This window comes from Pseudomonas sp. GW821-FHT03A09 (assembly GCF_059421065.1).
The window spans coordinates 235,034-258,494 of record NZ_JBWKUX010000009.1 but is presented as its reverse complement, the minus strand read 5'-3'; the positions used below and the strand labels follow the sequence as shown (position 1 = coordinate 258,494).

General features: G+C 60.8%; 22 protein-coding genes and 1 pseudogene. 10 read left to right on the top strand and 13 right to left on the bottom strand.

Annotated features, from left to right (window positions below; all coding sequences use genetic code 11):
* Nucleotides 1-59: 59 nt before the first annotated feature.
* Genes AC07V4_RS18445 through AC07V4_RS18435 form a run of 3 tightly spaced genes read left to right on the top strand, consistent with a single transcriptional unit; the run spans nucleotide 60 to nucleotide 1,688 of the window.
* Nucleotides 60-740, top strand: a complete 681-nt coding sequence (locus tag AC07V4_RS18445; RefSeq protein ID WP_492637954.1) for a class I SAM-dependent methyltransferase — start codon at nucleotides 60-62, stop codon at nucleotides 738-740.
* Nucleotides 741-744: 4 nt separating this feature from the next.
* Nucleotides 745-1,464 (top strand): lipopolysaccharide kinase InaA family protein, encoded by a 720-nt coding sequence (locus AC07V4_RS18440; protein ID WP_492637936.1) that lies wholly within the window; start codon nucleotides 745-747, stop codon nucleotides 1,462-1,464.
* Entirely contained in the window at nucleotides 1,461-1,688 is a 228-nt protein-coding gene (locus tag AC07V4_RS18435; RefSeq protein ID WP_431749745.1) for a hypothetical protein, read from the top strand. The genes AC07V4_RS18440 and AC07V4_RS18435 overlap by 4 nt, the downstream gene beginning before the upstream one ends.
* A gap of 53 nt (nucleotides 1,689-1,741) precedes the next feature.
* Here the strand turns inward: AC07V4_RS18435 and AC07V4_RS18430 are convergent, their stop codons facing one another.
* The 3 genes from AC07V4_RS18430 to AC07V4_RS18420 are packed head-to-tail and all read right to left on the bottom strand — an operon-like array spanning nucleotide 1,742 to nucleotide 5,365.
* Nucleotides 1,742-2,839, bottom strand: coding sequence for a DUF1513 domain-containing protein (locus AC07V4_RS18430; protein WP_492637953.1), 1,098 nt, complete (start codon nucleotides 2,837-2,839; stop codon nucleotides 1,742-1,744).
* A gap of 2 nt (nucleotides 2,840-2,841) precedes the next feature.
* Nucleotides 2,842-3,906, bottom strand: a complete 1,065-nt coding sequence (locus AC07V4_RS18425) for an imelysin family protein (RefSeq protein ID WP_492637935.1) — start codon at nucleotides 3,904-3,906, stop codon at nucleotides 2,842-2,844.
* Between the two features lie 31 nt (nucleotides 3,907-3,937).
* Nucleotides 3,938-5,365: a di-heme oxidoreductase family protein gene (locus tag AC07V4_RS18420; RefSeq protein WP_492637934.1), complete on the bottom strand. Its 1,428-nt coding sequence runs from the start codon at nucleotides 5,363-5,365 to the stop codon at nucleotides 3,938-3,940.
* A gap of 139 nt (nucleotides 5,366-5,504) precedes the next feature.
* Between AC07V4_RS18420 and AC07V4_RS18415 the strand changes: the two genes are divergently transcribed.
* Nucleotides 5,505-6,068 (top strand): nitroreductase family protein, encoded by a 564-nt coding sequence (locus AC07V4_RS18415; RefSeq protein ID WP_431750533.1) that lies wholly within the window; start codon nucleotides 5,505-5,507, stop codon nucleotides 6,066-6,068.
* 134 nt (nucleotides 6,069-6,202) lie between these two features.
* Here AC07V4_RS18415 and AC07V4_RS18410 read toward each other — a convergent pair whose 3' ends face one another.
* The 8 genes and pseudogenes from AC07V4_RS18410 to gap all read right to left on the bottom strand — a co-directional run bounded on the left by AC07V4_RS18410 (nucleotide 6,203) and on the right by gap (nucleotide 15,230).
* Nucleotides 6,203-6,958 carry a methyl-accepting chemotaxis protein gene (locus tag AC07V4_RS18410; protein WP_492637952.1) on the bottom strand — a complete coding sequence of 252 codons (756 nt, stop codon included), beginning with the start codon at nucleotides 6,956-6,958 and terminating at the stop codon, nucleotides 6,203-6,205.
* Nucleotides 6,959-7,060: 102 nt separating this feature from the next.
* A pseudogene (locus AC07V4_RS18405) lies at nucleotides 7,061-8,200 on the bottom strand (methyl-accepting chemotaxis protein); the annotation flags it as partial.
* A 280-nt stretch (nucleotides 8,201-8,480) separates the two neighbouring features.
* Entirely contained in the window at nucleotides 8,481-8,882 is a 402-nt protein-coding gene (locus AC07V4_RS18400) for a YbaN family protein (RefSeq protein ID WP_492637951.1), read from the bottom strand.
* Nucleotides 8,883-9,038: 156 nt separating this feature from the next.
* Nucleotides 9,039-9,647, bottom strand: coding sequence for a biliverdin-producing heme oxygenase (locus AC07V4_RS18395; protein ID WP_492637933.1), 609 nt, complete (start codon nucleotides 9,645-9,647; stop codon nucleotides 9,039-9,041).
* 135 nt (nucleotides 9,648-9,782) lie between these two features.
* Nucleotides 9,783-12,341 carry a TonB-dependent receptor gene (locus tag AC07V4_RS18390; RefSeq protein ID WP_492637932.1) on the bottom strand — a complete coding sequence of 853 codons (2,559 nt, stop codon included), beginning with the start codon at nucleotides 12,339-12,341 and terminating at the stop codon, nucleotides 9,783-9,785.
* Between the two features lie 116 nt (nucleotides 12,342-12,457).
* On the bottom strand, nucleotides 12,458-13,426 hold the full coding sequence (locus AC07V4_RS18385; RefSeq protein ID WP_492637931.1) for a FecR family protein: 969 nt from the start codon (nucleotides 13,424-13,426) through the stop codon (nucleotides 12,458-12,460).
* 62 nt (nucleotides 13,427-13,488) lie between these two features.
* Complete coding sequence (locus tag AC07V4_RS18380) at nucleotides 13,489-14,007, bottom strand: RNA polymerase sigma factor (RefSeq protein ID WP_492637930.1); 519 nt, start codon at nucleotides 14,005-14,007, stop codon at nucleotides 13,489-13,491.
* Between the two features lie 221 nt (nucleotides 14,008-14,228).
* Complete coding sequence (gene gap / locus AC07V4_RS18375; RefSeq protein WP_492637929.1) at nucleotides 14,229-15,230, bottom strand: type I glyceraldehyde-3-phosphate dehydrogenase; 1,002 nt, start codon at nucleotides 15,228-15,230, stop codon at nucleotides 14,229-14,231.
* Between the two features lie 221 nt (nucleotides 15,231-15,451).
* On the opposite strand from gap, the gene edd reads away from it, so the two are divergent.
* The 4 genes from edd (at nucleotide 15,452) to AC07V4_RS18355 (ending at nucleotide 20,554) form a co-directional block, all read left to right on the top strand.
* Nucleotides 15,452-17,278: a phosphogluconate dehydratase gene (gene edd, locus AC07V4_RS18370; RefSeq protein ID WP_492637928.1), complete on the top strand. Its 1,827-nt coding sequence runs from the start codon at nucleotides 15,452-15,454 to the stop codon at nucleotides 17,276-17,278.
* Nucleotides 17,275-18,231: a glucokinase gene (locus tag AC07V4_RS18365; RefSeq protein ID WP_492637927.1), complete on the top strand. Its 957-nt coding sequence runs from the start codon at nucleotides 17,275-17,277 to the stop codon at nucleotides 18,229-18,231. Before edd ends, AC07V4_RS18365 begins: the two co-directional genes overlap by 4 nt.
* A gap of 129 nt (nucleotides 18,232-18,360) precedes the next feature.
* On the top strand, nucleotides 18,361-19,095 hold the full coding sequence (locus tag AC07V4_RS18360; protein WP_492637926.1) for a response regulator: 735 nt from the start codon (nucleotides 18,361-18,363) through the stop codon (nucleotides 19,093-19,095).
* Nucleotides 19,085-20,554 carry an ATP-binding protein gene (locus tag AC07V4_RS18355; protein ID WP_492637925.1) on the top strand — a complete coding sequence of 490 codons (1,470 nt, stop codon included), beginning with the start codon at nucleotides 19,085-19,087 and terminating at the stop codon, nucleotides 20,552-20,554. The genes AC07V4_RS18360 and AC07V4_RS18355 overlap by 11 nt, the downstream gene beginning before the upstream one ends.
* 123 nt (nucleotides 20,555-20,677) lie before the next feature.
* On the opposite strand, the gene AC07V4_RS18350 is transcribed toward AC07V4_RS18355, so the two are convergent.
* Nucleotides 20,678-21,607 (bottom strand): AraC family transcriptional regulator, encoded by a 930-nt coding sequence (locus AC07V4_RS18350; protein WP_431751193.1) that lies wholly within the window; start codon nucleotides 21,605-21,607, stop codon nucleotides 20,678-20,680.
* 328 nt (nucleotides 21,608-21,935) lie between these two features.
* On the opposite strand from AC07V4_RS18350, the gene AC07V4_RS18345 reads away from it, so the two are divergent.
* Both AC07V4_RS18345 and AC07V4_RS18340 read left to right on the top strand, forming a co-directional pair.
* Nucleotides 21,936-22,277, top strand: a complete 342-nt coding sequence (locus tag AC07V4_RS18345; RefSeq protein ID WP_110621500.1) for an antibiotic biosynthesis monooxygenase family protein — start codon at nucleotides 21,936-21,938, stop codon at nucleotides 22,275-22,277.
* 42 nt (nucleotides 22,278-22,319) lie between these two features.
* Entirely contained in the window at nucleotides 22,320-22,565 is a 246-nt protein-coding gene (locus AC07V4_RS18340) for a hypothetical protein (protein WP_492637924.1), read from the top strand.
* A 159-nt stretch (nucleotides 22,566-22,724) separates the two neighbouring features.
* Here AC07V4_RS18340 and AC07V4_RS18335 read toward each other — a convergent pair whose 3' ends face one another.
* On the bottom strand, nucleotides 22,725-23,345 hold the full coding sequence (locus tag AC07V4_RS18335; protein ID WP_492637923.1) for a flavin reductase family protein: 621 nt from the start codon (nucleotides 23,343-23,345) through the stop codon (nucleotides 22,725-22,727).
* Nucleotides 23,346-23,461 lie beyond the last annotated feature (116 nt).

The window sequence follows — 23,461 nt, the reverse complement described above, 5'->3', positions numbered from 1 at the left end:
GACCTGTTGATCACAGTTTGCTGCTTAAGGTTGTAGGCATCAGCAACTGGAGACTTGCGATGCCTTCCCCTATCAAGCTCGAATTTTCCGAAAAGTACGACGATCAGCACGCGCAGGAATATTTGCTCAAGCATCAGGACAATCTGGCTCGCCGGTTGTCCCACAAACGCGACGAGCAATTGGCACGCGGCGCGCTGGCCATGGCCGGTGAGCCTGGGTTGGTCCTGGACCTGCCCTGCGGCGCCGGACGTTTCTGGCCATTGCTGGCCGAAAAACCCAACCGTGTGATTATCGGAGCTGACAATTCGGCGTCGATGTTGAAGGTTGCCACGACCGCTCAACCGGCGGATGTGGTGAAACGGGTACGCCCTTTGCAGACGTCTGCCTTTGATATCGATTTGCCAGACAACTCAGTCGACAGTATTTTCTGCATGCGGCTGATGCACCACATCGGTGATGCGGAGCATAGGCTGGCGATATTGCAGGAGTTTCAACGTGTGACGCGTGACAGCGTGATCCTCTCGCTTTGGGTCGATGGCAATTTCAAAGCCTGGAGGCGCAAGCGTACGGAAGCACGGCGTCGCGAACGAGGTGAGCAGGAAGGTTACCAAAACCGGTTTGTGTTACCGGCTGCTACTGTCGAGGCAGAATTCGAGCAGGCCGGTTTCCGTATCCAGGAGTCCCTGGATTTCATGCCGCTCTACGCCATGTGGCGAGTGTATGTATTGCGTAAGAGGTAACAGGATGGCAGTTGAGTGCGTAGCAGGTAGTCACGTAGCTCCCGAGGAGCGGTTTGATTATTTCTGGCGCCAGAAGGGTGAGTGGGTCGAGGAACCCAATCGCCGACGTGGCGGTGAAAGTGGTGTGCAGCGGGTCATCAGTAGCAACGGTCGGTTGCTCTACAGCAAACGCCAGACCGGGCACATCTACCGCAGTTGGCTCCACCCGTTCGGCCGTCCGACCGTGCTACGTGAGCGTGATGCCCTCAAAGGCCTGCGTTTACTCGATGTCCGCGTACCGGACCTGGTGTTTTGCGAAGCACGTCGCGACCCGGAGCATCAGTGGAAGGCACTGTTGGTGACGGCAGCCCTGGACGGTTTCGACGAGATCGAAAACTGGTATGCCGCTGGCGGCCGTGAACAGTACGGCGAGATCGTCCATGAGCGTGTCCTCAAGGAGCTGGCCGGCACCCTGGCGCGTATGCACAAGGGCCGTTGGCAGCACGGTTGCCTGTATATCAAGCACATCTTTGTGCGGGTGACGGGCGAAGGCGAGTCGGCCAATGTGGAAGTCGCGCTGCTGGACTTTGAAAAGTGCCGCCAGCGTCTGACCGCTTATCGGGCCGCTTCCCACGACATGCTGCAACTGCGCCGCCACTCGTCGTGGAACGATACCGACTGGAAAAAACTCAGCTACTTTTACGAGACGGCGTTTGGCAGCGCTATCAAGGGTTTAACCAGATGAAGCTAGAAATAGCACGAGGTTTGTTTCTGGTCGGTGCGTTGGGTATTGCAGCCCTGGCCCTGGCTGCGTGGGAGCAACCTCGCACACAAGTGCTCAGTGCGGTGCAAGGTAGCGGGCAATGCCTGCTGCCGCGTGTCGCCAAGGCGAACGTTACGGCAAGGCCCGATCATGATCTGCTGTTGTTCATGTTCGGGATGTCTCAAAGGATGAGGCCGCAGAGTTGAAACGATTCAAACCCCCGGGAAGGGCCTTGCGAAGCGAGGCCCTTTTTTTGTCTTCAAACCAGGTGCAGATGGTTATCCCAAAGCCCTGCCGGCAGCTCTAACGGTGTGGCGACCAACTGTTTCTGACGGCAATCGTAGAACCGGCAACGCCCTTGACCAGAAGTGACGACAAAACCATCCGCCACCGCACCTACGCCGGCACAATCGGGTAACGGCCCATCCAGGCGCAGCGCACCGCTGTCCATGTCCCAGATAAAAAAGCGATTACCCCGTGGTGCGGTCAGTGCTACCAGGCGCAGTTCGCTGTGCACGGCGACGCTGGCGGTGTAGTGCCCCATGGCCTGCAACTGCTCATCGGCCACCGGGAACGCCACGAACGGTTGGCCTGGCCGCTTGATCGCCAGCAACTCGGAGCGCTCCTGGGACGGCCCCATGAATTGCTGCCCGGTGAGAATGGTGCCATCGCTGGCGATTCCCATGTGGCGCACGCTGTTCATTTGCTGGCCGAGGGTTTCCTTGCTGATCAGCGTGCCATCGCGGTGCATCAGCACCAGGCTCGGTTCCATGGCGTTGAGGTTCATCTCCACACGGCTTTCGGCCTCGGTGCGGATGCCGCCGTTGGCCACCACCAGGGTTTCGCCGTCGGGCATCCACGACACTTGGTGCGGGCCAATGCCATGGGTGGCGATCTCACCGTTGTGCACCAGCCGCTCACCCTCGAACTTGTACACGCCGAGCAAGCCTCGGCCGGGGTCGGATGTGTCGTTCTCGGTGGCGTACAGCCAATCGCCGCTTTTGTGAATCACCGCGTGGCCATAGAAGTGGCGATTGGCGTTCGAGGTGATGGTCTGCAGCAACCCGCCGTCGCGCAAATCGATCAGGTAACTCTCGGTGCCCGGGCGACGGGCCACGAACAGCGCAATCGGCAGTGTCGGGTGGTTGATGATGTCGTGGCAACGTTGACCGACCTGAGTGGCAAACACTTGCTTGCCATCCAGGCGAAAACCCACGGCGTAGTGCCTGCCGTCGGCATCATCCCGCGCCGAGAGCAGCAGCGGGCCTTTGTCCTTCTGTTTGAACAATGTCCAGCCACCCAGTGTGAGCGCACTGAGCAACACGCTGCCAACCGCCAAAGCCTGTCGCCTGAGCATCATCAGTCACCGTCGTTGGCGTTGAAGCCCAGTTGGATACCCAGCGCCTTGGCCAACTCGCCTTCATGCAGGCGGTGGACCACGTTGAGGCTGTCATAGAGGTCGTTGAGCTGCTGGCGCCCGGCGTCGTCGGCCAACAGCTCATTGAGCGTACGCTGGTTGCTGGCGAACAGTTTCAGGGCGGCGGAATAGGCGGCGTCGATCTTGTCGGCCAGCGGCTTTTGATCCGACGGCAGCAGGCTGCGCAAGCCTTTGTTGTCCACACCCACCCATACGGTTTGCGCGGCGGCGAGGCTGGCTTCCAGGCTCTGCAGGGACGACTGGCTGCGCCATGCATCGGCCTGGAACGGCTGCGGGATGCCTTTGGTCTGGCGGCCCATCGGCGTGCCGAGTTTCTTCTTCAGGGTGTCCAGTGCGGTGACCTGGACGCGCAGCAGGTCGGCAATGGCTTCGTGGGAGTCGGCGTAGCGCTGGTTGGGGAACTTGGTCATCTGCGCGAGCATGCCGTCGGTGCTGTTCCAGCTGGCCAGGATCTCTTCGGCCAGGGTTTTCTGGCGCTCGCCGATGGCCACCAGCAGTGGACAGTAGCGGGCCTTTTGCGCTTCATCGGCGACGTCGGTCTTGGCGTCGTAGAGGATGTATTCGTAGGCCGACAGGCCCTGGACCACGACACTGGACTTGGCCAGGGCGGCGCCATCGATCTGCGGCTGGGCGCTGACCAGTTGCTCGACCTGGCGACCCACCAGGTTCTTCTTGTCCGGCCAGAACTGTACTTGCCACGAACGGTTGCCTTCGGCCAGCGGGCCGATCAGCAGCGGTTGCAACTCGGCCCAGGCTTTTTGTGCATGGAGGAAGTCGGCACGGGCGGTGTCCAGGCTTTCCTTGCCCTGGCAATAGGCGAGGGCGCTGACGGCCAGTTGGCGGTCGGCTTCAACCCAGCGGCTGTAGGTGGGCAGAATGACCTGCTTGGCAATGGCTGCCGAGGTCACCGCTTGCGGGTCTTGCGGCGAGCAGGCGCCGAGGGCGAGGGCGGCCAGGCTGGTGAACAACAACTTGGGACGGAACATGTAGAGCTCCCTTCTGTAATTGGGGCGAAGCTTATAAAGAATTCAGGAACGCCAGCAACGCGGCGCGCTGCTCGGCATTGAAGGACAACACATGCTGCTGCGCCGCCTGTGCTTCTCCGCCATGCCACAGCACGGCTTCGAGCAGATTGCGGGCGCGACCATCATGCAAGAACTGGGTGTGGCCACTCACGGTCTGCGTCAGGCCAATGCCCCACAACGGCGGCGTGCGCCAGTCGCGGCCACCGGCCTTGAATTCGCTGCGGTGGTCGGCCAGACCTTCGCCCATGTCGTGCAACAGCAGGTCGCTGTAGGGACGAATCACTTGGTTGGCCAACTCGGGTTCGGACGCCGAGGCGGTCGTGGTGAACGTCGGCTTGTGGCAGCCCTGGCAACCGGCCTGATAGAACAGATTCTTGCCGGCCAGCACCTGTGGCGTGTTGACGCCACGGCGTGCGGGCACCGCGAGGTTGCGGGTGTAGAACAGCACCAGGCGCAGGATGTTATCGCTGACTTCCGGCTCACCATCGGGGCCATCGCCGTTGGGGGCCTGTTTGCAGGCCACTTGGGCATCCGTGCAATCATCAAAGGGTCTCAGGGACGTGGTGAGGCCCATGTCACCAGAAAACGCGTGAACATTTTGTTGATTGAGATTGGGTTGCCCGGCTTTCCAGCCAAAACGCCCGAGGACGGTGGTGTGCCGGGCATCATCCCAGACCCAGTTGGCGCGACCGATGAGGGCTTCTTTGTCGGCGGTTTTTGCGTCGGTGTTGCGCAGTATGTCGGCGTCGCTGATGGCTTCGAGCAGGCCCAGGCCGATCATCGGCGGCGCAATCCGCGCGGAAAAAAGTGTATCCGGATGCATCGGCCCGTAGCCGAGCTGGGTGATTTGCAGGATTGGCTTGCGTAGCTCAACCACCGTGCCGTCCTTGAAAACCACGTTTACTGGCGTGTAATCCACCCGCACCTTGCCTTCAGGGGCCACGCCCGGCACGGCCATGTCTTGCAATTGCCCGCCGTAGACCGGCTCGGGCACCACGCCGACCTGCTCGATAAGCTTGGCATCGACCGGTGTCGCCGGGATCGACAGGCGCACCAGCATCGACACCGCGTTGGGCGCATCGGGCAGCGGCGGGTGACCGCGACCGTCCTTGATATGGCAGTTCTGGCAGGCGTTGGTGTTGAACAGCGGGCCCAAGCCATCACGGGCGGTGGTGGTGGACGGGGCGATCACCCAAGGGCTGCGAAAGAAGCTGTTGCCGACGCTGAAATCCAGGCGCCGGCTCGGCGCCAGGTTGGCCGAGGGCAGGGAAAACGCGTTCTGGTCGCGCTTGTTCACCGTCGTTGCGCCGCCGGCCCGCGCTTCACCTGGCTCAGCCTTGGTGAAGCGTGGGGCGTCGTCGCAGGCTGTCAGGCTCAAGGCCATCAGTGCAGCGGACAGGCGAATAAACGAACGGAACATCGAATTTCCTGAACGAGGGCTTAAATTTAGGCCGCAAAGTCTAACAGGGCAGGGCGGATTGAATAAGAGCAATTATCGTTTGGTGGAACCCGATTCATTCCCGCTAGAATGGCCGCACATTTATTTCTGGAGGTGGCCAATGCAGGCTCTCGACGCTTTGCTCAATCGTGTTTCCGTGCCGCGTTTGCTGGAGCCGGCACCGACCCAGGAGCAGCGCGACGTGCTGTTCGCCGCCGCCATGCGTGCGCCGGACCACGGCCAGTTACGCCCTTGGCGGTTCCTTACCGTGGAAGGTGCCGCCCGTGAGCAAATGGGTGTGTTGTTGGCCGAAGCCGCACGCCTGCAGGATGCCGCCGCACCGCAAGCCGTCATCGACAAAGCCCTGAATGGCCCGCTGCGTGCCCCGTTGGTCGTGGTGGTGATTGCTCGTCTGCAGGAACACTTCAAGGTGCCGAAATCCGAGCAATTGCTGGCCGCCGCCTGCGCCGCCCACGGCATTCTACTGGCGGCTTATGCACAGGGAATCGGCGCGGTGTGGCGCACGGGCGAATTGTCTTATTCGGCCCACGTCGCCAAGGGCCTGGGGCTGACGGCGGATGAGGAAGTGATTGGCTTCCTTTACCTGGGTACGCCGCAGAACCCGCCGCGTACCGCAGCTAAAGAAGATCTGACGCAGTTCGTCAGCGCTTGGACCGGTCTCTAAACCACCGCCGACCTGCTCTATGTGGGAGCTGGCTTGCCTGCGATAGCATCGACTCGGTTCTTTAGGTACACCGAGTTGCATGCATCGCGGGCAAGCCCGGCTCCCACATCTATCTCAGTGGTTGCGGAACCGAGTCAGACCTTGAACTGATCCATCAACTTCATCTGCTGGCTGGCCAACGCATTCAGTTGGCTGCTGATGGCCGCCGACTCGGTAGCCTGGCCGGTGAGGGTCTCGGTGACGGTTCGGATCGCCGAGACGTTGCGATTGACCTCTTCGGCCACGGCACTCTGCTCTTCGGCGGCGCTGGCGATTTGCAGGTTCATGTCGCTGATCACCGTCACCGCATCGCTGATCTTGCTCAACGCCTGTACCGCTTGATGGATCTGCCCGGCATTGCTCTGGGCCTGGTGCTGGCTGGAGTGCATGGTCTCCACCACACCGCGGGTGCCGCTCTGGATGCGTTCGATCACCAGGCGGATTTCCTCTACCGAGTCTTGGGTGCGCTTGGCCAGGTTGCGTACTTCGTCGGCCACCACCGCAAAACCACGCCCGCTTTCCCCCGCGCGGGCGGCTTCGATGGCGGCGTTGAGCGCCAGCAGGTTGGTTTGTTCGGCAATGCTGCGGATCACTTCCAGTACTGAACCGATCTGCTCGCTGTTTACCGCCAGGGCTTCGACTTCTGTCACCGCCTTGCTGACTTCTTCGGCGAGGGTGGTGATGTCGCGGGTGCTCTGCTCGATGATCGACATGCCCTCACGCGCCGACTGATCCGCCCCGCGTGCCGCACTGGCGGCATTGGAGGCGCTGTTGGCCACGTCATGGGCGGTGGCGCTCATTTCGTTGGAGGCGGTGGCCACCTGGTCGATTTCGCGGAACTGCACTTGCATGCCTTCGCTGGTCTGGCGGGCAATCGCGGATGACTGGTCTGCGGTGCCACGGGCTTCGGTGATGCTCTGCTTGATCTGCGCGATAGTCGGCTGCAGCTTGTCGAGGAAACGGTTGAACCAGTTCGCCAGCTCGCCCAGCTCATCTTTCTTGGCGTAGGCCAGGCGCTGGGTCAGGTCGCCCTCGCCGCTGGCGATGTCCTTGAGCATGGCGGCTACGTTGTTGATCGGACGGGTGACGCCGGTGGCGGTCAGCCAGATCAGCAGCAAACCGAGCAACGCTGCAGCGCCGCCGACCAGCAAGGCTTTGACGGTGGACGCATCCTGAGCCTTGTCGAGTATGCCTTGCAGTTTCACCACGTCGCCGAGCATGACTTGTTTGGGCAGCTTGATCACCACGCCCCAGGTCTTGGCGTCGGCGATTGGCTTGACCGGGTAGACGGCGCGAATGGTGTCGTCCTCTTCGCGGATCATGCGCGTATCACTGGCCAGCAGTTGCACGATCTCCTTGCCCTCGGCGCCGATGGTATCGATCAGATTTTTGCCGACCTTGTCCGGTTGGCCGCTGAAGGCTGCAATCAAACCGGTACTGGAGAGAATTTCCAGATACCCGGCACCGTTGAACAGATCTTTTTGCGCTGTATCCGTGGCCGCCTGCAAGGCCGTCAGCGCCAGGTCGATACCCACCACGCCGATGACTTTACCGTCGACGATCAATGGTAACGAGAGCGTGGTCATCAGCATCTGTTTGCCGGCCACTTCATCGGCGTACGGGTCCAACAGACAAACGTTACGGGTATCTCGTGGGCAGGTGTACCAGATGTTGTAGGGCGTACCGCTGAGGTTGGGCGTGGTCTTGGTCAGGTCGTCTTCGACCATGATGGTGTTCAAACCTTCACCACCGGCACGGCTCCAGTAGCTGGAAAATCGGCCCTTTTCGTTGGAAACGCGGGCTTTGTCGTCGATGAACTCACTGTCTTTGCCATCCAGACCGTTGGGTTCGAACGACAGCCAGATGCCGAGCACCTTGCTGTTGCGCTCGAAGGCGGTCTTGAGGCTCTGGTTGAGTTCTTCCCGCAGGGCGCTGGCCTCAAGCCCGCGTTTGGCGGCTGTGGTGCGCAAGCTTTTGATCTGGTCGGCCAGCGCGGTGATCACCACCAGGCTTTCACCGAAGGTTTTTTGCAGTTGCACGGCTTGTTCACCGGCTTTGGCTTGCAACAGGTTCTGCACACTGCTGTTGAGCATTCGCGAGCTTGAGTCGCTGACCAGGCGGTTGTTCTGGTCGGCTTCATACAGGTTGATGCCGACAATCAGCGCGATAACCCCCAAGAGGCATAGGCCGGACAGCAGCACGATTTTCAAGCGGATAGAGAGGGTGTCGAACATAGGTTCACTCGCGAATGGGCTTGTTGAAATGCAAGCAGGGCGAGCCAAGTCCATTCGGCGCTATGTCCGGAACATCGGCGTAACGTGATGTTTCATGAGGGGAAGGCGATGAGTGGTAGGGGAAATCCTACAGGCAGCGTTATACGGGGGCTGCAAGCCGTTCCGGACGCGACCAGATCCACAAGTTGCCCAGGCTCATTCCGGCGATTGCCAGGTAGATCGGCCAGCCGTGGTCGAGCATCACGAGCATCAGGCCAGCACACAGCAGCATGCTCACGGTGGCGCTGACTTTGGCGCGGCGGGCGATGATCTTGCCATTGCGCCAGTTGAACAGGATCGGCCCGAACAGCCGGTGGTTTTCCAGCCAGGCGCTGAGGCGCGGTGAGCTTTTGGTGGCGGCCCAGGCGGCGAGCAGGATGAATTCGGTGGTGGGCAAACCCGGTATGACAATCGCCACCAACCCGATGCCCAGGCTGACGTAGGCCAGCAAGCCGAAGAGGACCCGGGCGATTTTCGAGGTGGATTGGGTTTTGCCGGTCATGGGTCGGGACATCACAAAAAATCAATATGAAATGGGATCTAAATGTGGGAGGGGGCTTGCCCCCGATAGCGGTGTGTCAGCTACAGACAAGTTGACTGACACTCTGCCTTCGGGAGCAAGCCCCCTCCCACAGTTGATGGCATTTCAATTTGGGCATCAGGCCAGTTCAGGGGCGCTAGCGTACGCCTGTTCCAGCAGCACGGTGAAGCGCACGAATGCGTCGATCGCGCCTTTTTCCACCGCGGCTTCTTCTTCGGCGCTGAATTCCAGGCCGTCGAGGGTGCGGGTAAAGCGCTTCCAGCCTTCAGCGCGACCACCGGCCGGTTCACCGAGATGACGGGCGCCGAAGGTTTCGCTCAGGCCCAGGCCGACGGCGCGCTTGATCAGGAAGGCAGCGCCCAGCTTCGAGCCTTCCGACACAAACAGCCAGCCCAAGGCTTCGGCTTTGCTTGGGTTCTTCACCGCGCCTGCAACCGGTGCCGGCATGTCGGTGTCCAGGTCGCCCAGGTCCAGCTTGGCGGCTTCGGCGCGGCAGCGCTCGGCCAGGTCCGGGACGATCTTGATCAGTTCCGGGTCGTTGTACAGGGCTACCAGCTCCGATTGGAACAAGTATTGCGCCACCACGAAACGGGCGAAGTTGGCCTGGGTTTCAAACGGGGCATGGGCTTTGACCAGGGCATCGAGCTTGGTGTGTGGCTCGTTGGTGATCTGGTTCAGGCGCTGGGAGCGCAGGCTTGGGCGTTCTGCGGTAGGAGAAGCAGTCATCGAAAAAGTCCTTGAGAAGGGGAGCGCCTTGTGGCTCTAAAGAGAGCGGTTATCAACTAGACGAACAGGAAGACGCGGCACAGTAAAAAATCCTCACCTGCCGGCGATTAATTCCGGCGAGGTGAGGCGCATCGATCAGATGTCCCAGATCAGGTTGATCGCGAAGTTGCGGCCAGGCTGGGTCAGGCGGTCGAGGTTGGCCGGGCCGGTCACCGCGGCTTCGCCGACGCTGTCGTAGCTGCGCACGTCATCCCAGTTCCAGTACTTCTTGTCGGTCAGGTTGTAGAGACCGGCGTTGATAGTCACGTCGTTGGTGACTTTGTAGTAGCCGCTCAGGTCGAGCACGCCGAAGCCCGGGGTCTTGAATGCGCCGTTGCCATCGGGGGCGTGGAAGGTGGTGCTGTCGACGCGGTTCTGCCGCTTCACCAAGGTCCAGCTCAGCAGGCCGCCGTAGTTGTCCTGGTCGTAGCCCAGGCCGAATACGCCCTTGAGCGGGTTGACGCTGTTGAGTGGCTCGCCGGTTTCGTCGTTACGACCGTAGGCATAGGAAATCGAACCCTGGGTGTACAGGCCCTGAGGCGCACCGAAAGCATCCAGATTCAGGCGGCCCTTGGCTTCCGCGCCCTTGATGGTGGCGCGTTTGATGTTGACGGCCTGGAACTGTTCGACGGTGCCGCCGACGATGGCGTTGTCTTCATCGATGAAGTCACGGTACTTGTTGTAGAACACCGCGATGTCGAAGGAGCCTGCGTCGAACTTGCCGCGAATCCCGGTTTCGATGCCTTTGCTGGTTTCCGGCTTGAGGTCTGGGTTGGGCTCCACGGTGTAACCCAGGTTGAGGTTTTCAAAGCGGCCATACAGCGCTTTCGCCGATGGCGTGCGGAAACCTTCGGCGTATTGGCCGAACAGGGTGTATTGATCGGTAAGCGCGTAAGTCAGGCCGAACTTGGGGGTCACACGGTGCCAGGTTTTATCCTTGTCATTGACCGTATCCTTGCCGGTCGGGTTGACGGTGTTGAGGAACTCCTGGGTCAGCTTGGGCTTGAGCTGGGTGTAGTCGTAGCGCACGGCGGGCAGGAAGGTCCATTTGCCCCAGGCGATCTGGTCTTGGGCGAACAGCGAGTAGGAGTTGATGGTCGGGTCCGGGAAGTCACTGGACTTTTTCACGCTGTCGCTGGCGGATGGGCTGGGCGCGCCGATGGCGGTGCAACCCGAACCGACGGCCAGGCAGGTCGCCGAGCCTTCGCGGGAACCGGTGACTTTCTGCTGCTTGAGCGTAGTGCCGTAGGTGATCTGGTGATCGGTCTCGCCGAGGCTGAAAGCCTTGTCCAGTTGGGCATCGAACACCCACTGTTTTTCTTCGTACAGCGTGTCACGGGTGCGCAACACGCGACGGCCGGCCTGGTAGATCTCGGCAGTGGTCTGATCGGTCTTGGCGATCTGATAGTTGAGGCTGGTCTTGATGCGGTCGGCTATCGGCGATTCGAGCGCAAAGGTGTTTTCCAGCCCGAAGCGTTCACGGGTGATGGTGTCGTTGCCGCGGCGGTCGCGGTAAAGATTCATGCCTCGGCCACCCACGAACGGGCCACCGACGGCGTTCTTCAAATTGACGTCACGGTCATCCTTGAACTTCTCGTAGGTCAGGCCCAGGCGGTTGTCATCACCATAATTCCAGCCCAACTTGGCGAGGATATTGGTGGTGCGCGCATCTTCCGGGTTGGCGCCGGTGCGGGCCAGGCCGGTGGCGTTGTTGCCGTCGTAGGACTCCCTCTCATGACCATTACGCTGGCTCAGGTGCAGCAAACCGTCGAAGTCCTGCACACGGCCGGCGACAGTGCCGGAGGTCAGCCAGCTTTCATCGGCGGAGCTGTAGCCGGTTTTCAGGCGGGCGCCGACGTCCTGGCCGGGTTTGATGATGTCGTCTGGATCGAGGGTGAAGTAGCTCACCGCGCCGCCAATCGCACTGCTGCCGTACAGGGCCGAAGCCGGGCCGCGCAGGATTTCCACGCGCTTGACGATTTCCGGGTCGACGTAGTTGCGGCGCGTCTTGGCGTAGGGGCCGTTGAAGAAATTGTCGGGTACCTCGACGCCATCCACCTGGGTGAGGATGCGGTCGCCGTCGATACCGCGGATGTTATAGCCCGCGTTGCCGGAGCGAGTGCCGGCGCCGCCGACGGAGACGCCGGGCTCGTAACGCACCAGCTCGCGAATGGTGTTCACGTTCTGGCGGTCCAGCTCCTCGCGGTCATGCACCGTGACGGTGCTGGGCACACTGTTGATGTCCTGTTCGTTGCGGGTGGCGCTGATGGTCACTTGTTGCAGGTTGAGCGTGCTGCCCGCGGCGCGTCTTTCCAGGACGATGTTGTTATTGCCCAGTTTGCGGTAGCTCAGGTTGGTCCCCACCAACAGCCGCTCCAGGGCTTTTTCCGCTGACAGCGGGCCGTGTACGCCGGGGGACGACACACCCTGGCCCAGCTCCGCCGGCAGGCCGACTTGCCAGCCGGTCACGGCGGTAAAGGCATTCAGCGCCGAGACCAAAGGCTGCTGCTCGATGCTGAAGTTGTAATTGCCGTGGCTGCGGGCGACCGGCTCGGCAGCCGTGGCGGCCGTCATGGGCGCGCCGGCCAACAGGATGGCGGCGGTCAGCAAGGACAGAACGGGCGAAGAAGACCGGCGGTTGAAACGAGAGGACATCGAGAGCGCTCCGGAGGTACGAATCTTATAGTTGCGAGCTGAACCAAATAGGAATCAGTTGCATTGGCTAAGACGAGACGTACCACCTTCCTCTATCGAGTAAAAATAATTCTCATTTAGTTCAGGATGACCAGCGCCGGGTATTCCGAAAGCTTGGCCGAAGTGATGTGCGCCAGAGAGCGCACCACGTCCAATGGCTGGTCGAGACGGTAATTACCCGTGACCGCAACGCTGGCGAGCTTATCGTTGTTGTTGACGATCCAACCCGGGTAATAGCGGCGCAGTTCGGCCAGCACTTCGCTCATCGGGCAGTTTTCGAATACCAGTCGACCCTGGACCCAGGCCAGGTCCTTGTGGGCATCCAGCTTGGCCGGCTGACCGAAGCCCTTGGGGCCGATGCGGATGCTTTCACCGGCGCTCAGGCGCACCCGGGCATCGTTGAAGGTGCTGCTCAAGTCGACATCGCCGCGCTGTACCTGCACCTGGGCCTCGCCGTTGAGGTAACGCACGGCGAAGTCGGTGTCGCGCACGCTGGCGCGTACCGGGCCAGCATCAATCTCCAAGGGCAGGCCACGGCTGGGCACCACTTCAAAAAATGCCTCGCCCTGATACAGGCGGGCGACACGCTGGTGATCCTTGATGCTGCTGGAGAACGCCGAGTTGGTGTTCAACAACACTTTCGAGCCATCGTCCAGTTGCAGGCGTTGGCGTTCGCCCACGACCGTGAGGTGGTCGGCTTGCAGGCGTACAGGCAGGTTGCTGAAGCTGAACAGGCCGATCAATAACACGGCGGCGGTGGCCAAGGGTTTCCAATGCGGTTTGATACGGCGCCAGGCGCTGGGCTTGCGCGGCACGGCCAGGGCCACGGCGGCGCTATGCACTGGCGCGCCGCCCCAGGCGGCCTGGGCTTTGGCGAAGGCCTGCAGATGCGCCGGGTCGCTGGCCAGCCAGGCGTCGAACTCGGCCTGCTGCCCGGGCTGCGGGCACTGCAAGGCGATCAGCCAATCGAGGGCTTGGTCCATGGCCGTGTCTTGCAACACCTCATGAGCCAGCTCATGGGGGCGCAGTTTATTCGGGTCCGTCACGGTGTTCCTCGGGTCTTCGCCACGTTCTATTCATCTTTCGTACAGCCAGATTCGGGTGCAGCTTAAGGCTGATCCAGCCGTTCGGCCACACCTACACAGATGGCCATGATCAATTTCAGTTCCTTTTGCACGGTGCTCAAGGACACTTGGAGTTGATCGGCAATCTCTTGATAGCTGCAACCGTGCAGGCGGCTGAGAATGAAAATCTGCTGCTGGCGGGCGCTCAACTGGCCGAGGCTGACGCTCAGGTGCTCGAGCAGTTGCTCGGCCTGGGTCGCGTCTTCCGGGGTGCTGATGGGGGCGGCAACGCTTTGCAGGACGTCCAGCGGGACATCTTCCTGCAGCGTGCGGGCCTGAATCCGACGCGCGCGCAGATGATCCAGCGCCAGGTTGCGCGCGGTCTGATAGACGAAGGGTTCGAGGTGATCGATCGGCCGCTCGCTGAGGGCGCGGGTGACGCGCAGGTAGGTTTCCTGCAACAGGTCCTCGGCGGTGCTGTGGTTATTCACCATCCGCTGCAAGGTGCGTAGCAGAATCACCCGTTGGGTGAGAAAGACTTGGTTGAAGCGAGATTGGCTCACAGTGATACCAGATCGATTTGCAGTTAATGATAATGCTTATCATCAACTGAAATGGCAAGTGGCTATTTCCCTGAGCCTGCCCAGATCAAATGTGAAAGGGGACTTGTGTGGGAGCCGGGCTTGCCCGCGATGCAGGCACCTCGGTGTTTCAGTTACACCGCAGTGATGCTATCGCAGGCAAGCCAGCTCCCACAGAAGCCCGCTCCCAGATGGCCCGGGGGTTATTCGGCGTTACACAACGCCAGGCAGTTATCCAGCATACGGTTGGAGAAGCCCCACTCGTTGTCATACCACGCCAGCACCTTCAGCAATTTGCCACTGACCTTAGTGTGATTGGCATCGAAAATCGACGACAGCGGGTTATGGTTGAAGTCGCTGGAAACCAGCGGCAGGGTGTTGTAACCGAGGATTTTCGAGTGTTGGCTGGCTTCTTTGAGCAGTGCGTTGACTTCCTCGGCCGTGACGTCCTTCTTCAATTGCACGGTGAGGTCGACCAGCGACACGTTGATCACCGGTACACGCACGGCCATGCCGGTCAACTTGCCCGCCAGTTCCGGCAGCACCAGGCCGACGGCTTCGGCGGCGCCAGTCTTGCTCGGGATCATGTTCTGGGTGGCCGAGCGCGCGCGGTACGGGTCGGTGTGGTAGACGTCGGTCAGGTTCTGGTCGTTGGTGTAGGCGTGAATGGTGGTCATCAAGCCGCTTTCGATCCCCAGTTCACGGTGCAACACCTGGGCAACCGGCGCCAGGCAGTTGGTGGTGCACGAAGCGTTGGAGATGATCTGGTGGGATTGACGCAAGATGTCATGGTTCACGCCGTAGACTACGGTGGCGTCTGCGCCTTTGGCGGGGGCGGAGATGATCACCTTGCGCGCGCCGGCGGTAATATGGGCGGCAGCCTTGGCACGGTCGGTGAACAGGCCGGTGCATTCGAACACCACGTCGATTTTCAGCGCAGCCCATGGCAGTTCGGCTGGGTTGCGAATGGCACTGACGGCAATCCGGTCACCATTGACGGTCAGGCTTTCCTGATCGTGGGCGACCTCTGCTTCGAAAGTACCATGCACGGTGTCGTATTTGAGCAGGTGGGCATTGATGGCGCTGTCGCCCAAATCATTGATGGCGACGATCTGCAAATCCTGGCGATAGCCTTGGGTATACAGTGCGCGCAGGACATTACGGCCAATTCGGCCAAAACCATTGATTGCGATGCGAAGAGTCATTGGAAAGTGCCTGTCGTCGATTTGTTGTAAGAATTACAAGATTATTCGCATAAAAATAGAAAACAAGCCTTTTTAGTGGCAATATTTTGTTCAATCTACAACGAGTGACCTGAATCAACTGGTCCGATGATTTAAACGACACCCTGCCATCCCATGCGCTGCGGGCGTTTGATCAGCATAGACACTCAGGTCGCCACATCCGTTAGCCTGGAGTTCTACACATGCATCCCCGCGTTATTGAGGTCACCGAACGGCTTATCGCCCGCAGTCGTGCAACCCGCGAGGCTTACCTTGCACTCATTCGCGGCGCGGCCAGCGACGGTCCGATGCGGGGCAAGCTGCAATGTGCCAACTTCGCCCACGGCGTGGCCGGCTGCGGTACTGAAGATAAAAATAGTCTGCGTATGATGAATGCCGCCAACGTGGCAATTGTTTCGTCATATAACGACATGCTCTCGGCACACCAGCCGTACGAACATTTCCCTGAACAGATCAAGAAAGCCCTGCGTGAAGTCGGCTCGGTCGGCCAGTTCGCCGGCGGCACCCCCGCGATGTGCGACGGTGTGACCCAGGGCGAGCCTGGCATGGAGCTGAGCCTGCTCAGCCGTGAAGTCATTGCCATGTCCACGGCGGTAGCGCTGTCCCACAATATGTTCGATGCAGCCTTGATGCTGGGCATCTGCGACAAGATCGTCCCCGGCCTGATGATGGGCGCATTGCGCTACGGCCATCTACCGATGATCTTCGTCCCGGGCGGCCCGATGCCATCGGGTATTTCCAACAAGCAGAAGGCCGACGTGCGCCAGCGTTATGCCGAAGGCAAGGCCACCCGCGAAGAGCTGCTGGAATCGGAGATGAAGTCCTACCACAGCCCCGGCACCTGCACCTTCTATGGCACCGCCAACACCAACCAGTTGCTGATGGAAGTGATGGGCCTGCATTTGCCGGGCGCGTCGTTCGTCAACCCCTACACGCCGCTGCGTGATGCGCTGACCCGCGAAGCCGCGCACCAGGTCACGCGCCTGACCAAGGCCAACGGCAACTTCACGCCCATCGGCGAGATCGTCGACGAGAAGTCCATCGTCAACTCCATCGTCGCCCTCAATGCCACGGGTGGTTCCACCAACCACACCCTGCACATGCCGGCCATTGCCATGTCGGCGGGCATCATCCTTACCTGGCAGGACATGGCCGACCTCTCCGAGGTGGTGCCGACCCTGTCCCACGTGTATCCAAACGGCAAGGCGGATATCAACCACTTCCAGGCGGCGGGCGGTATGTCGTTCCTGATCCGCGAGCTGCTGGAAGCCGGCCTGCTTCACGAAGACGTCAACACCGTGGCGGGCAAGGGCCTGAGCCGCTACACCCAGGAACCGTTCCTGGTCGACGGCGAACTGATCTGGCGTGACGGCCCCATCGAAAGCCTCGACGAAACCATCCTGCGCCCCGTGGCTCGTGCGTTCTCGGCCGAAGGCGGTTTGCGCGTGATGGAAGGCAATCTCGGCCGTGGCGTGATGAAAGTCTCGGCCGTGGCCCTTGAGCATCAAATCGTCGAAGCGCCGGCCGTGGTGTTCCAGGATCAACAAGACCTGGCGGACGCGTTCAAGGCCGGTCAGTTGGAAAAAGACTTCGTCGCCGTGATGCGCTTCCAGGGCCCGCGCTCCAATGGCATGCCCGAATTGCACAAGATGACCCCATTCCTCGGCGTGCTGCAGGACCGTGGCTTCAAAGTGGCACTGGTAACGGACGGGCGTATGTCTGGCGCCTCGGGTAAGATCCCCGCCGCGATCCACGTCAACCCCGAAGCCCAGAGCGGCGGACCACTGGCGCGGGTCCAGGATGGCGATATCATTCGCGTGGATGGCGTGAAGGGCACCTTGGAGCTTAAGGTGGACGCCGAAGTATTCGCAGCGCGCACACCAGCCACCGGCCTGTTGGGCAACAACGTGGGGGCCGGTCGTGAGCTGTTTGCATTTATGCGCTTGGCCGCAAGCTCCGCAGAGCAGGGCGCCAGCGCCTTTACCTCTGCCTTGGAGACGCTTAAGTGAAGCTTGCGCTGGTCGGTGATATCGGGGGCACCAACGCCCGTTTTGCGTTGTGGCGGGATCAGGAGCTGCATTCGATCCGGGTGCACGCCACGGCGGATCACTCAAGCCCAGAGGAGGCCATCAAGGTCTACCTCAAGGAAGAGGGCCTGGAAATCGGGGACATCGGAGCGGTGTGCCTGTCGGTCGCAGGGCCGGTGAGCGGCGATGAATTTAAATTCACCAACAATCATTGGCGCCTGAGCAAGACTGCGTTTTGCCAGGCCCTGCAGGTGGATGAGCTGCTGTTGGTGAATGACTTCACGGCCATGGCTCTGGGCATGACCCGTCTCAAGCCCGGCGAATTCCGTGTGGTCTGCGAAGGTACGCCGGAAGCGTTTCGCCCAGCGGTGGTGATCGGCCCGGGCACTGGCCTGGGCGTCGGTACGTTGCTGGATTTGGGTAGCGGTCGCTGGGCGGCGTTGCCTGGGGAGGGCGGCCACGTCGACCTGCCCCTGAGCAGCCCACGTGAAACCCAGCTGTGGCAGCACATCTACAATGAGATCGGCCACGTCAGCGCCGAGACAGCCCTGAGCGGTGGCGGCCTGCCGCGTGTCTACCGCGCGATCTGTGCGGTGGACGGCCATACGCCGGTGCTGGACACCCCCGAAGCCATTACCGCGGCGGGCCTGGCCGGCGATCCGGTGGCGATGGAAGTCTTGAACCAGTTCAGCATCTGGCTGGGGCGGGTTGCCGGCAACAACGTGCTGACCACCGGTGGACGCGGTGGCGTGTACATCGTGGGTGGGGTGATTCCGCGGTTTGCAGACTTCTTTATCAACAGCGGTTTTGCCAAGAGCTTCAGTGACAAAGGCTGCATGAGCGACTACTTCAAAGGCATTCCTGTGTGGTTGGTGACCGCGCCGTATTCCGGCTTGACCGGAGCGGGTGTGGCGCTTGAGCAGGCTTTTGCGTAGGCAGTGATGGCCCTATCGCAGGCAAGCCAGCTCCCACAGTTGATCGGGTTCACACGGTCAAAGTGTGGGAGCCGGGCTTGCCCGCGATGAGGCCCTCAAGAGCACCCCCATAACAACAAGGAGGACTCCGTGAGCGTAATCAGTAAATCGATTCTCCTCGTCGACGACGACCAGGAAATCCGCGAATTGCTGCAAACCTACCTCAGCCGTGCCGGTTTCCAAGTCCGTGGCGTGTCCGATGGTGCGGGGTTCCGCCAGGCCATGAATGAGGCTCCGTGCGACCTGGTCATCCTTGATGTGATGCTGCCCGACGAAGACGGTTTCAGCCTGTGCCGCTGGATTCGCCAGCACCCGCGCCAGGCCCAGGTGCCGATTATCATGCTCACCGCCAGCTCCGACGAAACCGACCGGGTGATCGGCCTGGAGTTGGGCGCTGACGATTACATCGGCAAACCGTTCAGCCCTCGCGAGTTGCAAGCACGGATCAAGGCCTTGCTGCGCCGCGCCCAATTTGGCCAGGAACGCAGTGGCGCGGGTGACGTGCTGGTGTTCGACGAATGGCGCCTGGACATGATCAGCCATCGCCTGTTTCACGTGGATGGCGAAGAAGTCATTCTCTCCGGCGCGGACTTTGCCCTGCTCAAGCTGTTCCTCGATCACCCCCAACAAATCCTCGACCGCGACACCATCGGCAACGCCACCCGTGGCCGCGACCTGATGCCGCTGGACCGAATCGTCGACATGGCCGTCAGCCGCTTGCGCCAGCGCCTGCGTGATACCGAAAAGCCCCCGAGGCTGATCCGCACTGTGCGCGGCAGCGGTTATCAATTGGCAGCCAGCGTGGTTGCCGGCAATGCCCATTGACCCTTTGAGCGAACGCCGCGCCCGCTTCCCGGTACCACGTTCGTTGCTGGGGCGCATGCTGCTGCTGACCCTGCTCGCTGTGCTGTTTGCCCAGGCACTGTCCAGCGTGATCTGGGTCTCGCAATTGCGCGCCACCCAGCTCGAAGGCCTGGTCACCAGCGCTCGCAGCCTGGCGCACTCGATGACCGCTAGTGTGAGTTACTTCCGTTCGTTGCCGGTGGCCTATCGCCCGTTGGTGCTCGATCAACTGCGCAGCATGGGCGGCACCCGTTTCGTGGTGACCCTCAACGACCGGCCGTTGGACATGGCGATACTGCCGCAGACCCCGCGCAAACAGGCGGTCCTTGAGGCGGTAGATGAAGTGCTGCGCCAGACCCTGGGTGCCGATGTGCATATCTCGGTCGAGTTCGTCAGCGCCGAAGACCTGCGGATTTTCAACGCCGGCTTGAAGCTCGATGAATTGCCGCGCTCCTGGGCGCACTACGCGCTGACCTTGGAGCCGGTCAACCCGCCGGTGCTGGTGACCCAGATCCAGCTCGCGCCCGGCGAGTGGCTGTACATCGCCTCGCTGTTGCCCGAGCCCTACACCAGCCTGGAAGAGCAGGGCCTGCCAGCCCAGCAAGTGTGGTTTATCGTGCTGACCAGCGGCTTTCTGTTGCTGTTCATCGGTCTGCTGGTGCACTGGCAGAGCCGGCCGCTCAAGCGCCTGGCGCGGGCGGCACGGGACATGTCCCTGGGCGCCGATGTAGAGCCGGTGGCCGAAGGCGGTGGCAGTGAAGTGGTGGAAGTGGGGCGTGCGTTCAATACCATGCGTGAACGCATCAGCCGTTACCTGACCGAACGTAGCCAATTGTTCAGTGCAATTTCCCATGACCTGCGCACGCCGATCACCCGCTTGCGCTTGCGCGTGGAACTGCTGGAAGACGAGAACCTGCAAACCAAGTTCGGTCGTGACCTGGATGAGTTGGAACTGCTGGTAAAAGGTGCACTGCAATGTGTGAAAGACACCGACATTCACGAAAACATCGAACCGGTGGATTTGAACCACGTGCTCGATTGCCTGGTCGAGCCATACCTGGCGCCCAACGGTAATGGTCGTATCACCCAGGACGGCCGCGCCCTCGCGCCGTACCCAGGTAAGCCGTTGGCGCTCAAGCGTTGCATCGGCAACTTGATCGACAATGCATTGAAGTACGGACAGAACGCCCATTTGCATATCGAGGACGATGGCGCGGAGTTCATCCTGCACGTCGACGACGAAGGCCCCGGTGTGCCTGAGCAGCGTCTGGAACAAGTCTTCGAGCCGCACTTTCGCCTGGCCGGGCAGCAGCAGGGTTACGGCCTGGGGCTGGGAATTGCGCGAAATATTGCCCACAGCCATGGGGGCGAGGTGAGTTTGCAGAATTTGCGTGAGGGTGGGTTGCGGGTGACTTTGCAACTGCCTCGCGGTCTGGACTGAATACACGCAGAACCAATGTGGGAGCTGGCTTGCCTGCGATAGCGGTCGGTCAGTTGGCTCATCTGCTACTGATACACCGCTATCGCAGGCAAGCCAGCTCCCACATTTTTGATCTCTGTTAGGTCAGATGCTTTGGCGCAGTCTGGCCAGATCTCTCAGGGGCGGTGCCCCAAACAGTCGGCTGTACTCCCGGCTGAACTGCGATGGGCTTTCATACCCCACTCGATATCCGGCCGCCGACGCCTCCAGTCCCTCGGCGATCATCAACCGTCGCGCCTCCTGCAAGCGCAACTGCTTCTGATATTGCAGCGGGCTCATGGCAGTGATCGCTTTGAAGCGATGGTGCAAGGTTGAAACGCTGAGGTTCACTTCCTTGGCCAGGTCATCGATGCGCAACGGTTGTTCGTAGTTGCCGTTCAGCCAGGTGATTGCCTGGCTGACACGATGGCTCTGACTGTTGGCCACGGCGATTTCATACAGCCGATAGCCCTGTGGACCGCGCAACAACCGGTAGAGGATCTCGCGGTTGATCAACGGCGCAAGCATGGCGATGTCTTTGGGCGAGTCCAACAGGCGCGCCAGACGCAGCACGGCGTCGAGCAGTTGGCTGTCGATGCGGTCGACGTACATGCCACGGGATGTCGGACGTGAGGGCACGCCCATCGGCCCGGCTTCGGCGATCAGGGCGGTGAGCTGCGCCGGGTCGATGTTGATACGCACCGACAGGTTGGGGTCTTGCGGTGTGGCATCGATGATCCGCCCGGCCACGGGCATGGCGACCGAGAACACCAGGTAGTTGAGTGGGTCATAGGCAAAGATCTCGTCGGCCAGGCGCACTTCCTTGCTGCCACTGGCGAGGATGCACAAGGCCGGTTCCACCAGCACCGGCATGAAGTCGCGCGGTGTGTTGTGGCGGTTCAGGTACAGCGACGTGATTGCCGTACCGTAGGAACCATCTTCCCAGGTATGGCGTTGCACGATGCTGGCCAGTTCGGCGCGCTGCTTTTCCATCTCGGCATCGAGGGGAATCAACGGATGTTCAGGCGACGGCATGGAATGACCTCTACACGCTTCTTTGATGGGCTCAGCTTAGCGGCGGCTTTTGAAAAAGTGTTACGTCGATTCTGCACAATCCTTGCCTGATCCTGCGATACATCGTGAATCAGGCAAGTACAGGGCCTGTCATCTCCCTGAAACACTGAGTGGGTGCGTGTAATAAGTGCTGCCGGCCAAACGTACTGCTTACGCTTCTCGCAGGATTGTGCAATAAGCCTGCAGGAATCGACTAACCGCATCCGTACCCGCGCCGTTATCTTTGATCCTGTGGCAGCACGCCCTCACAGTGTTTGCCGAGCATCACTTCTCAACGGGAGAGTCGAACATGTCCACCCCCATTCCCGCGAGCCATATGGCCTTTATCCGTGCCCGTACCGGGTGCAGCACCGAACTCGGTGCACGCTTGAGCAGTTTGATCGAACCGGGCCGTCAGGCTCAGGGTTGCCTGCAATTCTCGTTGCAGCATTCCCAGGTCGATCCCGATGTGTGGCTGGTCTCGGGTTTCTGGAGCAGCGAGCAGGCGATGAGCGCCTACTTCAATTCGCCGGCCCTGATGATCTTTACCGAGCTGTTGAACGACATGGTGGTCCGCAGCATGGACTTCCAGACCTTTACCGATGCATCTGCCGTGAAAGCCTACGGCGAGTACCTGCAACTCGCCGGCTGAAGGTCTAGAATGGCCGACTTTCCATTGGCCAGGACCTGCAACATGGCACGTAAACAATTTGCCCACCACGAAGCCGTTTCCGCCGTAGTACCGGGTGAAGGGGGCTACAGCGCCGCCGTTGCCGTCAAGGCACTCGATGGCATGGGTGCACCGCGCTTTCACAAGATCCTTGATGGCCAGACGTTCAAGACCGCTTCCGATGCCGACGATGCAGCGACTGTGCAATTGGAGCGATTGGTCGATGTGGACGAAGAGGGTCAACTGACCTGGGCAGCAGCAGCTAGCTGAAGCCGAACACTTTCTACTGCCAGACAAAGAACCAATGTGGGAGCCGGGCTTGCCCGCGATGAGGGCATGACAGCCGACTCATTGGGTAGCTGACACTCCGCTATCGCGGGCAAGCCCGACTCCCACACTGTTTTGTCGTGTTTGTTGAGCAGTGATCAATCAGCGGGGGCGGTGCATCTTGAACAGGGCCTCGGGGCCCAGCTGGAAGTAATCCGCCGGACCACCACCACGCAGGATCGGCTCGGCGGCAGCGGTGTCGTAGACGCCGTCTTTGAGCAGCCACTTGGCAATGTGCACCGCGACCACCTCGCCCAACACTAGCCAACTAGGTACTAATGCCTTGTCGGCTCTCTGAAGCTGAATGATCTGCGTCACCTTGCACTCGAACGACACCGGGCTCTCGCCCACGCGTGGCACTTTGATGATTTTCGAGGCCACCGGCGTAAGGCCGGATAACTCGAACTCGTTCACCTCGGGTGATACCGCCGCGCAACTCTGGTTCATCTGCTCGGCCAGCGGGCGGGTGGCCAGGTTCCACACAAACTCGCCGGTCTGTTCGATGTTGTTCAGGCTGTCTTTGCGCCCGACGCTGGAAAACCCAATGATCGGCGGAATGTAGTTGAACGCATTGAAGAAGCTGTAGGGCGCCAGGTTCAGGCGACCGTCGCGGTCGTGGGAGGAAATCCAGCCGATGGGGCGTGGCCCGACGATGGCGTTGAACGGGTCATGGGGCAGGCCGTGACCGTTGGCGGGTTCGTAGAAGTGGATATCGTCAGGCATGGCCGGAGTTCCTGCGGTTGGCTTCGATGAGGCGCTCATACTGCAAGTCATGGCGTTGAATTTCCATTGGCTGTATGGAATTTTCATTGATTGCCCACTGAATTTTCACAGCCCGG

What these genes read in the sequence shown, in the direction of transcription:
- AC07V4_RS18425 (WP_492637935.1), bottom strand. Translation starts at nt 3,906, where the DNA reads ATGTTCCGTCCCAAGTTGTTGTTCACCAGCCTGGCCGCCCTCGCCCTC.
- AC07V4_RS18400 (WP_492637951.1), bottom strand. Translation starts at nt 8,882, where the DNA reads ATGACCGGCAAAACCCAATCCACCTCGAAAATCGCCCGGGTCCTCTTC.
- AC07V4_RS18390 (WP_492637932.1), bottom strand. Translation starts at nt 12,341, where the DNA reads ATGTCCTCTCGTTTCAACCGCCGGTCTTCTTCGCCCGTTCTGTCCTTG.
- AC07V4_RS18340 (WP_492637924.1), top strand. Translation starts at nt 22,320, where the DNA reads ATGGCACGTAAACAATTTGCCCACCACGAAGCCGTTTCCGCCGTAGTA.
- AC07V4_RS18440 (WP_492637936.1), top strand. Translation starts at nt 745, where the DNA reads ATGGCAGTTGAGTGCGTAGCAGGTAGTCACGTAGCTCCCGAGGAGCGG.
- AC07V4_RS18435 (WP_431749745.1), top strand. Translation starts at nt 1,461, where the DNA reads ATGAAGCTAGAAATAGCACGAGGTTTGTTTCTGGTCGGTGCGTTGGGT.
- AC07V4_RS18350 (WP_431751193.1), bottom strand. Translation starts at nt 21,607, where the DNA reads ATGCCGTCGCCTGAACATCCGTTGATTCCCCTCGATGCCGAGATGGAA.
- AC07V4_RS18335 (WP_492637923.1), bottom strand. Translation starts at nt 23,345, where the DNA reads ATGCCTGACGATATCCACTTCTACGAACCCGCCAACGGTCACGGCCTG.
- edd (WP_492637928.1), top strand. Translation starts at nt 15,452, where the DNA reads ATGCATCCCCGCGTTATTGAGGTCACCGAACGGCTTATCGCCCGCAGT.
- AC07V4_RS18355 (WP_492637925.1), top strand. Translation starts at nt 19,085, where the DNA reads ATGCCCATTGACCCTTTGAGCGAACGCCGCGCCCGCTTCCCGGTACCA.
- AC07V4_RS18410 (WP_492637952.1), bottom strand. Translation starts at nt 6,958, where the DNA reads ATGCAAGTGCAGTTCCGCGAAATCGACCAGGTGGCCACCGCCTCCAAC.
- gap (WP_492637929.1), bottom strand. Translation starts at nt 15,230, where the DNA reads ATGACTCTTCGCATCGCAATCAATGGTTTTGGCCGAATTGGCCGTAAT.
- AC07V4_RS18345 (WP_110621500.1), top strand. Translation starts at nt 21,936, where the DNA reads ATGTCCACCCCCATTCCCGCGAGCCATATGGCCTTTATCCGTGCCCGT.
- AC07V4_RS18430 (WP_492637953.1), bottom strand. Translation starts at nt 2,839, where the DNA reads ATGCTCAGGCGACAGGCTTTGGCGGTTGGCAGCGTGTTGCTCAGTGCG.
- AC07V4_RS18445 (WP_492637954.1), top strand. Translation starts at nt 60, where the DNA reads ATGCCTTCCCCTATCAAGCTCGAATTTTCCGAAAAGTACGACGATCAG.
- AC07V4_RS18415 (WP_431750533.1), top strand. Translation starts at nt 5,505, where the DNA reads ATGCAGGCTCTCGACGCTTTGCTCAATCGTGTTTCCGTGCCGCGTTTG.
- AC07V4_RS18395 (WP_492637933.1), bottom strand. Translation starts at nt 9,647, where the DNA reads ATGACTGCTTCTCCTACCGCAGAACGCCCAAGCCTGCGCTCCCAGCGC.
- AC07V4_RS18420 (WP_492637934.1), bottom strand. Translation starts at nt 5,365, where the DNA reads ATGTTCCGTTCGTTTATTCGCCTGTCCGCTGCACTGATGGCCTTGAGC.